Below are 13933 nucleotides of genomic sequence, written 5' to 3'. Positions count from 1 at the left end.
GCCGCTCTGATGGTCGATCAAAAGCATAACGGCATCGTTGGGATCAATAACCGGACGCTGGCCATTAAAGTTAGCTGGACTGCTCATTTTAAGTCTCCTTCTTCAGGCTTGGACTTGTTCAGGGCCGAAATCATTTCCGGTCCGGGGATACCCAGGGCTCGTACTGACACCATGGGAATGGATCAGGCAGGAATGGCGCCGAATTTCCCTGTTCGAAAATCTGCGAAAGCATCCTGCAATTCTTCGTTTGTATTCATGACGAACGGGCCACGCATGGCGACCGGCTCTCCAAGCGGTTCGCCGCTCAAAAGGAGGACGGTTGCGTCGCTGTCAGCCGTAACCTCGAAACTGCCGCCCTTTCGATTGAGCAGAACGAATTGCGCATCGCGTGCCGACCGGCTGCCGTTGACAGTGATCGTTCCGCGCAAGATTGCCAGACCGGTCGTGTGTCGATCAGGAAGATCAAACACAACGCTTCCGCCCTGCTTCAGGCGCAGGTCCCAAAGATCGATCGGTGTGAAGGTGCGCGCTGGTCCGGCATGTCCGGCATAATTTCCGGCTATGACGCGGACGGTTCCGGCTTCATCCGGCAAGACCACGGTCGGAATATTCCAATCAAGTACCGTCTGATAAGCGGCAGGTGCGGACTTGTCTTTGGCAGGAAGATTTACCCAGAGCTGCACCATTTCCAGCGTGCCTCCCTGTTCGGTAAACGTCCTCGAATGACGCTCTTCGTGCATAATCCCGGCGCCGGCAGTCATCCATTGTACATCACCGGGGCCGATCAGTCCTCCGCTTCCGGTGGAATCGCGATGTTCAACTTCGCCCTGATAGACAATGGTCACGGTTTCAAAACCGCGATGGGGATGGCTGCCAACGCCGCGTGGGGTTGAGGTGGGGGCGAACTGTTCCGGACCGGCATAATCAAGATGCAGAAAGGGGCTGATATGCTCGCCCATTGTCGCGTGGGACAACATGGAGCGAACCGGAAATCCATCTCCCACCCAATGGGGCGACGGACTGCTGTAAACGCCGATAACCTGTCTCATCTCGATCTTCCCAATTTGCTTCGTTGCCATGTGGGCACTGGAATGACTGTCTGAGAGCAAAATAAATCTGGAACAAACGCGCCGGTAGATCGAAGTTCAGGCTATACTGTCCTGAAAACAGGACAATGAAAGACCCGGTCATGGCTGATCTCAACGATATGCGGCTTTTTGTGGAAGTCGTGGAACAAGGCGGCTTTTCAGCAGCAGCCCGAAAGCTGGATATGCCGCGCTCCAGGCTGAGCCGCCGGATCGCTTTGTTGGAAGAAGAACTCGGCGTCCGCCTTCTTCAACGTACCACCCGGCTGTTTGCAGTAACTGAGATCGGCCGAGAGTTTCATCACCATTGCCTGGCGATGATGATTGAGGCCGATGCTGCGCTGGAAGTAATCGACAGAATGCGTGCGGAACCGCAAGGCACGGTGCGGGTGAGTTGCCCGGCATCGGTCATCTATTTCCAGGTCGGTGAAATGATCGCTCGTTTCATGGCCCGATATCCCAAGGTGAAGGTACATCTGGAAAGCACAAATCGGCGCGTGGACGTTATCCGTGAGAGCTTCGATCTCGCCATCCGCGTCCGCTTCCCACCACTGGAGGATAGTGATCTGGTCATCCGCAAGCTGGCGGAAAGCGAACAACGACTGGTGGCCAGCCCTATATTCGTCAAGGAGGGATGTAATGCCGTGCCGGCCGACCTTGTCGACATGCCTGGTCTTGCCTGGGGGGCATCACAAAACAGTTTTGAATGGAACCTACTTGGTCCCAACGGCGCTACGGCTGAAATTCCCTATCAACCGCTTCTGATCACAGAAGATATGGTTGCGCTGCGGCTGGCCGCACTTCAAGGCATCGGTGTTTGCCAGTTTCCCGCAATGGTTATTCAGGAGGACGTGAAGGCAGGACGATTGGTTGATCTTCTACCCGACTGGGCACCCCGCAGCGGCATAATCCATGCCGCCTTTCCGTCGCGCCGCGGTCTTTTGCCCTCTGTGCGCGCCCTTCTCGATTTTCTGGCCGATGAATATGCGGCACTTTCCGCAAGCGAGCAGAAGGCATGACGGTACTGTCGATCAGTGAATGAGGCCCATCGGCTTGAAAATCATCCAGACCGCCATGGCAACCATCATAAGGTTCTCCGTCAGAGACACGAAACCAAGCGGTACGTTGCTGTCGCCACCGACGCAGGCGCATTTCAACTCGCGCTTGTCGATGTAAACAGCCTTGAATACCGAGACTGCGCCAATGCCGCCGATGAAAAGGGCGACCGGGATAGACAGCCACATCAACGCGCCTGCTATCATCAGGATACCGGCGAGCGCTTCCGCGAAGGGATAAACATAAGCGTAGCGGACCCATCGTTGCGCCAGAAGATCGTAGTTCAGGAACATTGTGGCAAAACCATCGACGTCCTTGAGTTTCTGCAGTGCAAGAAGACACATTGCGATAGCGACGAACCATTCGGCTGTCTGGACAGCCGGGAAACTTCCAAAGGCTGCCCAGCTCGCGGCCAATGCCATCAAAGCAGCCATCGCGAAGAGCGCCATCACAGGCGTGTAGCTTACGGCATCCTTGTCCTTGACCTGACGACCGAAAAAACCGACGAGATCGTCATAACCGCCGATCCTCTTTCCGTCGATGAAGGTCTGGGGCGTCGTCTTTACGTCATGCTTGGCCTTGAATGCGTCAGTCTCCTCGCGCGTGGTCAGATGATGATCGTCGACCTCGTAACCTTCGCGTTTGAGGAGGTCGAGTGCCTTGAGCCCGTAGGGGCAGGTGTGTTCGGCAGTCACCATTCGATAAAGCTCGGCGTGTTTTGCTGCATGGGTCGCCATGATCTGCGTTCCTCCGGTTTATAATTTCACTCTTGCGAACACTTCGACCAATTCACTGAACTTAATGCGCTGAAGACTGGCATCAGTCGAAACGATCGTCTCCCCGAGACAACAGGCAACAGATGGTCTCGGTTCCCGACTTTGCCGAAGGTGATGCCAGTCTCACTGCATGGAGCGGGCAATGGCACCACTGCGCGGTTGAACCGAAAGATCTTCATTATCCTGATCGGTTTCGAGTCGCTGCAAAATCGGGCAATGGGGACGATGGTCACCGCGACAGGCGTTGACCAGCATCGTGAGTGTCTGGGCCATGTCTTGCAAGTCGGCGATCTTTCTCTGAAGCTCGTCGATATGGCCTTGTGCCAGACGCTTGACTTCCGCGCTCCGTCGCGTCTCGTCACGCCACAATCCGAGAAGATTACCGATCTCCGCAACGGCAAACCCGAGGTCTCTGGCTCGCCGTATGAAACGGAGCATGTGCACGTCTGTGTGCGAATAGTCGCGGTAACCGGAAGCTGTTCGGTCGGCAGCAGGTATGAGGCCGGTCTGCTCGTAATAGCGGATCATCTTGGCCGATACGCCGGATGCTTTAGCCGCTTGTCCGATATTCATGTAGTCACTCCCACAATCAAATGACGGCCCATTCCGAATACGGGATGGGCCGTCATGCTCCATCAGTTCGGGACCTTGAAGGTCTTGAGTCGAAGTGCATTGCCGAGCACAAAGACGCTGGACAACGCCATAGCGCCAGCAGCGAAAACAGGCGACAACAGGATGCCGTAAGCCGGGTAAAGCAGGCCTGCCGCAACCGGAATCAACGCCGTGTTGTAGGCAAAAGCCCAAAACAGGTTCTGCCGGATATTGCCGATGGTCGCCTTGGATAGGGCGATGGCATTCGGCACACCCTGAAGACTGCCCGACATAAGCACGACATCGGCGGCCTCAATGGCAATGTCCGTGCCGGTGCCGATAGCAAGCCCCACATCCGCCTCGGCCAGTGCCGGAGCGTCGTTGATGCCATCGCCCACGAAAGCGACCTTGCCATGTTCGGTCTTGAGGCGTCGTACCGCATCGACCTTTCCGTCCGGCAGGACTTCCGCCACGACTTCGTCAATTCCCAGACGCGCAGCGATAGCCTTCGCAGTGCGTTTGTTGTCACCGGTTATCATGGCAACCTTCAGACCGAGATCGTGCAGTGCCTTGATTGCAGCAGGTGTTGTCTCCTTGATTGGGTCTGCCACAGCGATGACGACCGCCAGTTTGCCGTCGACTGCCGCATATAAAGGGGACTTGCCCTCATTGCCCAGCCGTTCAGCGATTCCGGAAAAAGCTGTAACGTCGTGGCCAAGCTCCACCATGTAACGATCTGCGCCGATCTGGACAGGTTTGCCGTCGACCATAGCCTTGACACCAAATCCCGTTACCGACTCGAAATCCGATACATTGGGCATGAAAATATTCTCTGCCTCTGCCGCGTCCACGATTGCACGGGCGATTGGATGTTCCGACTTGGCTTCGACGGCCGCGACGAGACCCAACACGCTGGTCCGGTCGAAACCGGTGGCCAGTTCGAAATCGGTCAAGGACGGCTTTCCTTCCGTCAGTGTACCTGTCTTGTCGACCGCCACAACCTTGGCGTCTTTAAGCTGCTGCAGCGCTTCACCCTTGCGAAAGAGAACGCCAAGCTCGGCACCGCGTCCAGTGCCGACCATGATCGAGGTTGGCGTTGCAAGACCCATAGCGCATGGGCAGGCAATAATCAGGACGGCGACGGCGTTGACCAGCGCAAAGGTGAGTGCGGGTGACGGCCCGAAATAAAACCATGCTGCGAAAGTAAGTGCTGCTACCGCAAAGACTGCAGGCACAAACCACATGGTGACCTTGTCAACGATTGCCTGAATCGGCAGCTTCGAGCCTTGCGCCTCCTCGACCATACGGATGATTTGCGAAAGCACCGTATTGCCGCCAACTGCTGTTGCGCGGATTGCAAAGGCGCCCTTCTGGTTCACAGTTCCAGCCACGACCTCGCTGCCGCTGGTCTTGGATACCGGAATGGGTTCACCGGTAATCATCGATTCATCGACGAAGCTTTCACCCTCGACGAGTTCGCCATCGACCGGAACACGCTCGCCCGGGCGAACTTCCACGATATCTCCCGATTGTACGGCATCGATCGGCAGTTCGATTGTCTTGTCATCCCGGCGCACGCGCGCAGTCTTGGCCTGAAGACCGACAAGACGCTTGATGGCTTCGGAGGTGCGACCCTTGGCGCGAGCCTCGAGCAATCGGCCAAGCAGGATGAGCGTCACGATAACGGCGGCGGCCTCATAATAGACGTTCACGGTTCCAGCGGGCAGAAAACCGGGTGCAAAGGTTGCGACCAGCGAATAGCCGTAAGCTGCCAGCGATCCAACAGCGACAAGTGAATTCATATCGGGAGCCAGGCGCCAGAGTGCAGGCAGCCCCTTGTCATAAAAGCGAATGCCCGGCACGAAAAGCACCAGTGTCGTCAGTATGAACTGGAGATACCAGCTGTTCTGCAGGCCGATGGTTGAAGCGATCAGGGCATGTGCGCCCGGTATGAGATGCGATCCCATCTCAAGAATGAAGACAGGCGCCGTCAATACTGCCGCGATGGTGAAATCGCGGGTCAGTTCGCGGCGCTCCGCTTCCTTCTTCTCGGTACGGTCATCCGCCTCGCCGGGACCTGTTCCGGTTACCGCAGCAATCACTTTGGCGTCATAGCCGGCATGTTCTATGGCCGCTATGATGGCGGACGCATCAGCAGTGCCCTGGACGGTGGCCCTTTCAGTCGCAAGATTGACCGCAGCATTGGTGACGCCGGGCACAGCCCTAAGGGCCTTTTCAACCCGTCCCACGCATGATGCGCAGGTCATGCCTTCGATCGAAAACTCAAGCGAAGCCGGTGCCGACACGATAAAACTCGGCGAAACATTATAGCCTACGTTCTCGACGGCTTTGACAAGGGTGACTGCATCGACCGGAATGCTGGTCGTAATGCTTGCCTTCTCTGTCGCCAGATTGACGACTGCATCCTTGACGCCTGGAACAGCCTTGAGAGCCCTTTCGACACGCCCGACACAGGACGCGCAGGTCATGCCTTCAATTGGCAGTGATATTGCTGCGTTTTTCGTCTCTGCAGCTCGAACAGGAGCATTCATAGCTGCCTCCTTTCTCGTTCCGAAATTCAGGTTCGGACCGAATATGAGGCTTCCAACCATGGGAAGGTCAATAGCATTTTTCTTGTTTTTTTCCACTTGACCTTCCCACCGTTGGAAGCACCATTTTGAATGCCATGAGACCCAAACAAGGAGAAATCTCATGGAACTGAAAATCGAAGGCATGACCTGCGGTGGGTGCGCCAAATCGATCACTATGGCGATCCAGTCGGTGGATTCCGGCGCCAAGGTCGACACCAATCCGGCAGCGCGTGAGGTCAAGGTCGAAACGACTGCAACGCTGGCATCTGTCTTGAAGGTTCTCGAAGAGGCAGGTTATCCCGCAACCGCTAACTGAACAGGAACAAGATCATGAACAAGCTCACGCCGATATTCATCGCGGGTGCGCTCGCGATCAGCGCAGGCTTGGCGATCGCACAGAGCCAGATGAACACGGATAATGCCATGCAGGGTCACGATATGTCCGCAATGCAGAAGCCTTCGTCCGACAGCCCTTCGACAAAGGCCTTTACAGTCGCCATGGATACCATGATGAAAGACATGATGGTAGAGTATACGGGCGACGCCGATGTCGACTTCATGCGCGGTATGATTCCTCATCACCAGGGAGCGATCGACATGGCGAAAGTCGTGCTCGAATACGGCAAGGATCCCGAGGTTCGAAAACTTGCGGAAGAGGTGATCAAGGCCCAGGAAGGCGAGATCACCATTATGAAGAAGTGGCTCGCTGATCACAGCCAGTAGCCACCCGAAACCGTCGCCCTGTATCATAGAGATACGCGGCGGCGGTTTTTTATGCTGTTTTATTTCCCACCAAAAGTCGTCGGTTTGAATCAGTCTTGTTTCTAAAGATTATGTTACAGCTCTGCTGTTTGCACATTATGTGAATAAGTTCGCCGACTGCGAGCATGATCCCGGCAGCTGCTTCGGACTTGAAGCCTTCCAGCCTGTCGGAACCGGTTCTCTACATCGCACGGCATGACAGCCATGCGGTTGATCTGAATGCCAATTCACCCTGGTCCGGCACTTATAGGATTGCGTTGTTCTCTGGTGCAATCGCCGACCGTCAGAATGCGGAACCTGCAACCACCCACCCGCCAGAAACCGCTTGGCCTGAAACCATCCATACCGCCGAATTTAGCTTTCCATTTGTAAATGCTTGCATCATCGGAATGCCTAACTTGTACTCTTTCCGAATGCCGATGTTCTGTTCATTTGTAAAATAGCTACGCTTCATTCGCCCGGTCCTCTGAAGTGGACCGGGCTTACGTCGATAAGGAGGATTTCAACAGGGCAAGGTTATTTCTGTTCCAGTGCCGATCCTTCCGAGCCTTGGCTTTTTTCATGACGCAACGCGAACTTCCGCACCACGACATAGAATACCGGCGTCAGGAGCAGCCCGAACAACGTGACCCCGAGCATGCCAGCAAACACCGCAATGCCCATGACATGTCGCATTTCGGCCCCGGCGCCTGTTGCGATTACTAGTGGCACAACACCTGCGATGAAGGCGAGTGACGTCATCAGGATTGGTCGAAGCCGAAGCCGTGCCGCCTCAAGCACGGCATTCAACGGATCGACGCCCTCATCTTCCTTTGCCCGCGCAAACTCCACGATCAGGATCGCATTCTTGGCCGCAAGGCCAACCAGAACGACGAAGCCTATCTGGGTGAAAATGTTGTTGTCACCACCGGTTAGCCAGACCCCAATAATTGCTGAAAGCAGAGCCATCGGCGCGATCAGCAATACAGCGAACGGCAACGACCAGCTGTTATACTGAGCAGCAAGAATGAGAAAAGCGAGTAGAACGGAAAGCGGGAAGATATACATTGCCGTGTTTCCGGCCTGTTTCTCCTGATAGGCAAGGTCCGTCCACTCGAAGGCCATGCCGGATGGCAGGGTTTCCGTCATGATGCGTTCTATTGCGGCTGTTGCCTGTCCGAACGAATAGCCGGGTGCCGGACCGCCGCTGATATCGGCCGATGGGAAGCTGTTGTAATGCATGACACGATCCGGGCCCGCACTGTGTTTGATCGTCAAAAGGGCGGATAGCGGAATCATTTCGCCCGCCATGTTGCGGACCTTCAGCCGGCCAATATCATCCGGCTGCATGCGGAAAGGCGCATCTGCCTGGACCACCACGCGATAGGTCCTGCCAAAACGATTGAAATCATTCACATAGAGAGAACCAAGATTCACCTGTAGCGTCTCAAAAATGATGTTGAGGGGCACGCCCTGCGACTTGGCTTTTACCCGATCGATATCCACCTGAACCTGCGGCGCATTCACCTGAAAGCTTGCCAGCATCCCCGCGAGTTCCGGTGCCTGCATCGCCTTGGCCATAATTGCACCCTGCGCCTCGGCAAGCGCGTCAAACCCAAGGCCCGCCCTGTCTTCGATCTGAATCTTGAATCCTCCGGTCGTGCCGAGACCGGGAACCGGTGGGGGCGGGAATATACCGGCAAAACCATCAGGTATCTGGCTGAATTTGCCCATCAGGCGGCCTGCGATGGCGAAGGCGGACAAAGAAGGATCCTTGCGTTCATCAAAGGGCTTGAGCATCGTGAACATAACGGCAGCGTTCGGGATATTGACCATGCCGTTGACCGAAAGGCCTGGGAAAGCGACAACACTTTCCACACCGGGTTCGGCAAGTGCAATCTCAGACATTTTCTTAACTACCGCCTCGGTTCTGTCCAGCGACGCTCCCGTCGGCAGCTGTGCAATACCGACGAGATAATATTTGTCCTGAGCTGGGACAAACCCGCTGGGTACAGTCTGGAACCCCATCCATGTCATGCCAAGCAACCCAGCATAGACGAGCAGGACGAGCGCGCTCAGCCTCACGGCGCGTCGCACCGACCAGACATAGGCATTCGACGCGCTGTCGAAGAACCGGTTGAAGACTCTAAAAAACCAGCCGAACAAGCCGTCGATCACCCGTGTCAGGAGATCGCGTTTCACGTCGCCATGATGCGGCTTCAAGAGCACACCTGCAAGCGCGGGAGAAAGCGTGAGAGAGTTGATTGCCGACAGTATGGTCGAAATTGCGATTGTGAGGGCGAACTGGCGATAGAACTCACCTTGCAGGCCGGACAGAAATGCAGACGGGATGAACACCGCCGATAGCACGGACGTAATGGCAATGATTGGTCCCGTCACTTCGTCCATCGCCTTGCGAGCGGCTTGCTTGGGCGTTTCGCCAAGTGCGATGTGACGCTCGACATTTTCGACGACGACGATAGCGTCATCGACCACAATTCCGATGGACAGTACCAAGCCGAACAGGGATAGCGTGTTCAGCGAGAAACCGAACATATACATGAGCGCGAATGTACCGACTAACGATATTGGCACGGCGACCAAAGGAATAATCGAAGCACGCCAGGTCTGAAGGAAGAGCACGACAACGATCACGACCAGAACAATGGCTTCAAGCAACGTCATCACAACAGCCTCAAGGGAGGCTTTCACGAAGACGGTGGGATCATAGGCAATGCGATACTCGACCCCTTCGGGGAACTCCTTCTGCAGTTCTTCCATGGTGCCGCGAATGGCACTGGCCACATCGAGCGCGTTGGCACCGGGGCTCTGGATGATCTGCATCGCCAATGCCGGTTTTCCGTCAAGAAGACTGCGCAAAGCATAGGCGTCGGCACCCAGTTCAATGCGCGAAACGTCCCTCAACCGGGTAACCTGACCATCAGCGCCGGTCTTGACGACGATATCGCCGAACTGTTCCTCGTTGGATAACCTGCCGAGCGTATTGACCGTAACTTGAAGTGCAGCCGAAGCATCGGGTTGCTGGCCTACCGAGCCTGCGGCTACCTGGGCATTCTGCTCCTGGATCGCCGTCACGACGTCCGAAGCGGTCAGACCGCGGGCCGCCACCTTCGCCGGATCGAGCCAGACCCGCATGGAGTATTCACCAGCCCCCCAGACAAGTACATCGCCTACACCCGAAATACGCGCGAGCTGGTCGCGTACCTGCAAGGTGACGAAATTCGACAGATAGAGCGGATCATAACGGCCATCGGGTGATACGAGATGAACCACCATCAGGATATCGGGCGAGGTCTTTTGCGTCACCACACCGATGCGCTGAACCTCCTGCGGCAGACGCGGAAGCGCGCGCGAGACACGATTCTGCACCTGAACTTGCGCCATGTCAGGATCCGTGCCCTGCTGGAACGTCACGGTCAGCGTCATGCGTCCATCGGTGGCAGCCTGCGAGCTCATATAGAGCATGTTCTCGACGCCATTAATGACCTGCTCCAGTGGCGCGGCAACCGTTTCGGCGATCACTTCCGGGCTGGCGCCCGGATAGCTCGCCGTAACCTGTACCGTCGGAGGGGTGACCTGAGGATACTCACTCAAAGGCAATTTCAGGAGCGTGAGTCCACCGCCGATCAGCATCAGGACAGAGAGGACTACGGCAAAGATAGGGCGGTCGACAAAAAAGCGCGGAATGTTCATCGACGCGCCTCCCGAACATTTGCTGCAGCCCGATCAGCTTCGCCCTGCTGGCCGGAGAGCATCGGCACGATTTGCGGCATCACTTCCATTCCGGGCCTCACGAGCCCCTTGATAATGATTTTTTCACTGGACTTGAGTCCTGTAGAAACAACACGCAGTCCATCGATCATCGGCCCCAGTTCAATCGGGCGGTACTCTGCCTTGTTCCCCGCTCCGAGTACCAGCACATAGCGTCGCCCCTGATCGACACCAATCGCCTGCTCGTCAATGAGTACGGTTTGAGCTGGTTCGGCGGTCACAAGTTTCACCCGGACAAAAAGACCGGGAGCCAGCCTGCCATCGGAGTTTTGAACGATCGCACGGGCTCTGATCGTGCCTGTACCCCGGTCGATGCGGTTGCCGAGGAAATCGAGCTCGCCAGCGAGCGGGTGGCCCGTATCGGTCATCAAGCCGACCTGGACCGGAAGTCTGTCAGCATCACTCCCCATCACGGATGCGCGCCCGCGAGCAGCGAATTCGAGATAGGTTGCTTCATCAATATCGAAATAGACATAGAGCGGATCTGTCGAAACGATCGTGGTGAGAAGCGTGGCAGCTCCCGTATTGCCACCGGTAACGAGATTGCCTTCCGTGACAAGAACACGGTCAACGCGACCGGCAATCGGTGCTGTGACACGTGTGAAAGACAGATCGAGTTCTGCGGCTGCGATGGCAGCCTTGGCGATTTCCACCTGAGCTTTGCGCTGCCGAAGTGCGGCTTTCGCATCATCAAAGGTCTTGCGTGATACGGTCCCATTCGGAGCCAGCGTTTCAGCGCGTTTGAAATCGACTTCAGCCTGATCAAGCAAAGCAATTGCCTGTTGCAATTGAGCTTGGGCTGCATCCAGTGCGACCTGGAACGGCCTTGGATCGATCTGAAACAGAAGGTCGCCAGGCTGAACAAGGCCGCCTTCGGGAACGCTGACGGTATCTATCGCCCCGCCCACACGCGGACGCAGCTCAACCGCACTGATCGCTTCGGTATGACCGGTAAACTCCACGGACGGCGCGACCTTACGCGTGATGACTTCGGCGACAGGGACCTGTGGGGCAAGCGGTCGCGCTGGTTGCGCGGTGGCGGATGAAACAAGCGAAAGGAAATTTCGCGTATATGGTTCGATTTCGTCTCGATAGGCCGCATAAAAAGTACCACCAACAATGGCGCCGACCAGAAACAAGGCGGCGGCTTTATTACTCATTCTCGTTCTCCTTCAAAGGGCCGCAGCTTCTGCCAGCGGGACGTGACGACGGTCATTTGACGACCTTGCTGTTTCCAACGGTGGAAAGGTCAAGGCCCTGAGAACTATTTTTCCAAGGAGAATCTTGGTGGCAGCTGCCGCCTGGTTTGGCGGCCAATTTCGCGCGTCGTTCCGCCAGTATTCCGAGAAAAGAAGAGATAATCGATCAAGCGACGCTCCTCTTTCATGCGTGAGCCGGGGCGTTCGCTCTGTTCGTGATCAGGTTCACATCGCCGCGCAAAAACGACCTTGACCTTACAAGTGTTGGAAGCAGCAGGCTGAAAAATGCCGCTCAGAACTCAAGTCGAATGTGGGGGGCGAAAGCAAAAGCACGTCTACCGAGTGAAAGGAAGCTATATGACATACATGAGTGCACCGCACATTCTCATTTACACAACCCCGACCTGCCCGGACTGTCATGCCCTCAAGCGCTGGCTCTCCGAACAGGGGCTTTCTTACGAGGAGCGCGATCTCAGCGAGCCCGATATTGCCGAGGAAGCAAAAGCCCGCACAGGGGTTCGGGTGGCACCGATTACGATTGTCGGATCTGAAATTTTCTACGGAACATTTCCGCGGCAGAAGCCAGGCTTGCTCAAGGTCCTCGGACTGAATGACGAACTGTAAGGAAAGCCGATGACCAGAATTATCGTTGATATTCGGCAGACCCAGACCCGCCTGGAAATCCCGGACGGGCAAACAATCCTCGAAGCCGCACTCGCCGCTGGTATTTCATACCCCCACGGCTGCCGATCCGGTCGCTGCGGTTCATGCAAGTCACGCCTCATCGAGGGTGAGGTTCAATTGCTTCAGCACTCGCGCTTTGCACTGACCGAGGAGGAGAAATCCGACGGTCTGATCCTCGCATGCCGCGCATTGCCGCAGACGGATGCCGCTGTCGCGTGGCTTGTCGGCGACGATGAGGTTGTGGAGCCTCCACGGTGCATTGATGCGGTCGTAACCGGTCTCGATGATCTTACGCACGACATCAAGCTGGTACGGGTCACGCCTGCAGATGGCTGTCCTTTGCCGTTTACCGCCGGGCAGTATGCCCGGATAAGATTCATCGGAATACCGGTACGCAGCTATTCCATGGCCAATCGTGAAGGCGATGGTAGCCTGGAATTTCACATTCGCCGCGTCGCGGGAGGTGTTACGTCCGAGCACATACATGGTGGACTGAAGACTGGTGACAAGGTCGAACTCGAATTCCCTCTCGGCTCCTCCTATCTGCGCCAAAATCATTCAGGTCCGATGCTGTGCATCGCCGGTGGTTCCGGCCTTGCGCCGATCAAGTCGATCATTGAGACCGCCCTTGCTCACGGCATGAAGCAGCCGATCCATGTTTATTTCGGAGTACGCAACGAGCGCGATCTCTACCTGATCAAGCATTTTCAGACCTTGGCTGAACAGCATGTCAATCTTACCTTTGTGGTGGTGTTATCCGAGGCAGAGACGACACAGTACCGCCGTGGTTTTGTGACAAAGGCTGTTGGCAATGACCTGATGGACCTTGATGGATGGAAGGCCTATGTCGCCGGTCCGCCGGCAATGGTCGACGCCGCCATTCAGCTCGCCTTGGCGCGCGGATTACGTAGTGAAGACATGCATGCCGACGTATTTTTCACGCCCGATGACGGACACCAGCCCTGTGAACTCGATCAGGGATCAATCCTGGGAAACAGAGTATGAAGGGAGAGAATTCATATGTGCACTAGAACCGACTGCTACCCGGTGCCAACCGCTCAAGAACTACTCTCTGATCCCATAATCCGCGCTGTCATGGCTGCTGATGCTGTGGACGAAAACCAGTTGCGAGCCTTGCTTGCAGAAATGAGCCGACAGCAAGCGCCGAAAACTGATAATATTGGCGCTCACCACTAAATTGGCTGTGCCAATCGACGAAATGCCGTTCACGCGGCAGCCATACAGTTTGCGAGCGATGGTTATGTCGTCACCGGGGATGCGATCACCTTGGTAGGCCGCCATCGTTCGCGACGATCAGCTCGGTACTTACCGGCAGCGATACCCAGCTGACCAAGGCATATCTCGACACATTGAGAACGAAAGCCGACGTCACCATTGATCGCACCACGATGCCTGAG

At 56.1% G+C, this 13933-nt stretch carries 13 protein-coding genes; 5 read left to right on the top strand and 8 right to left on the bottom strand.

Annotated features, from left to right (window positions below; translation table 11 throughout):
* Window positions 1-182 precede the first annotated feature (182 nt).
* Window positions 183-1049 (bottom strand): pirin family protein, encoded by an 867-nt coding sequence (locus tag JNC70_RS21340; protein WP_104757218.1) that lies wholly within the window; start codon window positions 1047-1049, stop codon window positions 183-185.
* Between the two features lie 140 nt (window positions 1050-1189).
* Here JNC70_RS21340 and JNC70_RS21335 point away from each other — a divergent pair, with 140 nt between their 5' ends.
* On the top strand, window positions 1190-2104 hold the full coding sequence (locus JNC70_RS21335) for a LysR family transcriptional regulator (RefSeq protein WP_208623494.1): 915 nt from the start codon (window positions 1190-1192) through the stop codon (window positions 2102-2104).
* Between the two features lie 12 nt (window positions 2105-2116).
* Here the strand turns inward: JNC70_RS21335 and JNC70_RS21330 are convergent, their stop codons facing one another.
* The 3 genes from JNC70_RS21330 to JNC70_RS21320 all read right to left on the bottom strand — a co-directional run bounded on the left by JNC70_RS21330 (window position 2117) and on the right by JNC70_RS21320 (window position 6060).
* Window positions 2117-2878, bottom strand: coding sequence for a MauE/DoxX family redox-associated membrane protein (locus JNC70_RS21330; RefSeq protein ID WP_104757216.1), 762 nt, complete (start codon window positions 2876-2878; stop codon window positions 2117-2119).
* A gap of 162 nt (window positions 2879-3040) precedes the next feature.
* Window positions 3041-3490, bottom strand: a complete 450-nt coding sequence (cueR, locus tag JNC70_RS21325) for a Cu(I)-responsive transcriptional regulator (protein ID WP_104757215.1) — start codon at window positions 3488-3490, stop codon at window positions 3041-3043.
* 62 nt (window positions 3491-3552) lie between these two features.
* Window positions 3553-6060, bottom strand: a complete 2508-nt coding sequence (locus JNC70_RS21320) for a heavy metal translocating P-type ATPase (protein WP_104757221.1) — start codon at window positions 6058-6060, stop codon at window positions 3553-3555.
* Between the two features lie 160 nt (window positions 6061-6220).
* Between JNC70_RS21320 and JNC70_RS21315 the strand changes: the two genes are divergently transcribed.
* Together JNC70_RS21315 and copM are read left to right on the top strand one after the other, a co-directional pair.
* Window positions 6221-6415 (top strand): heavy-metal-associated domain-containing protein, encoded by a 195-nt coding sequence (locus tag JNC70_RS21315; protein WP_104757214.1) that lies wholly within the window; start codon window positions 6221-6223, stop codon window positions 6413-6415.
* Between the two features lie 14 nt (window positions 6416-6429).
* A complete protein-coding gene (copM, locus tag JNC70_RS21310) occupies window positions 6430-6822 on the top strand; it encodes a CopM family metallochaperone (RefSeq protein ID WP_104757213.1) in 393 nt (130 codons plus the stop codon).
* A gap of 322 nt (window positions 6823-7144) precedes the next feature.
* On the opposite strand, the gene JNC70_RS21305 is transcribed toward copM, so the two are convergent.
* The 3 genes from JNC70_RS21305 to JNC70_RS21295 all read right to left on the bottom strand — a co-directional run bounded on the left by JNC70_RS21305 (window position 7145) and on the right by JNC70_RS21295 (window position 11792).
* A complete protein-coding gene (locus JNC70_RS21305) occupies window positions 7145-7315 on the bottom strand; it encodes a hypothetical protein (protein WP_167394098.1) in 171 nt (56 codons plus the stop codon).
* Window positions 7316-7377: 62 nt separating this feature from the next.
* Complete coding sequence (locus JNC70_RS21300) at window positions 7378-10554, bottom strand: efflux RND transporter permease subunit (protein WP_104757211.1); 3177 nt, start codon at window positions 10552-10554, stop codon at window positions 7378-7380.
* The gene (locus JNC70_RS21295) at window positions 10551-11792 is read right to left on the bottom strand and encodes an efflux RND transporter periplasmic adaptor subunit (protein ID WP_104757210.1); all 1242 of its coding nucleotides are present in this window, start codon (window positions 11790-11792) and stop codon (window positions 10551-10553) included. Before JNC70_RS21295 ends, JNC70_RS21300 begins: the two co-directional genes overlap by 4 nt.
* Window positions 11793-12188: 396 nt before the next feature.
* Here JNC70_RS21295 and JNC70_RS21290 point away from each other — a divergent pair, with 396 nt between their 5' ends.
* Both JNC70_RS21290 and JNC70_RS21285 read left to right on the top strand, forming a co-directional pair.
* Window positions 12189-12455, top strand: a complete 267-nt coding sequence (locus tag JNC70_RS21290; RefSeq protein ID WP_104757209.1) for a glutaredoxin family protein — start codon at window positions 12189-12191, stop codon at window positions 12453-12455.
* A 9-nt stretch (window positions 12456-12464) separates the two neighbouring features.
* Complete coding sequence (locus JNC70_RS21285; RefSeq protein WP_104757208.1) at window positions 12465-13520, top strand: 2Fe-2S iron-sulfur cluster-binding protein; 1056 nt, start codon at window positions 12465-12467, stop codon at window positions 13518-13520.
* Window positions 13521-13580: 60 nt separating this feature from the next.
* Here JNC70_RS21285 and JNC70_RS21280 read toward each other — a convergent pair whose 3' ends face one another.
* On the bottom strand, window positions 13581-13817 hold the full coding sequence (locus JNC70_RS21280) for a hypothetical protein (protein WP_104757207.1): 237 nt from the start codon (window positions 13815-13817) through the stop codon (window positions 13581-13583).
* Between the last annotated feature and the right edge of the window lie 116 nt (window positions 13818-13933).

Source organism: Brucella oryzae, from assembly GCF_041929965.1.
GTDB classification, from domain to species: domain Bacteria; phylum Pseudomonadota; class Alphaproteobacteria; order Rhizobiales; family Rhizobiaceae; genus Brucella; species Brucella oryzae.
Note: the sequence above shows the minus strand (reverse complement) of the source record. Positions and strands in the feature narration are given on the sequence as shown.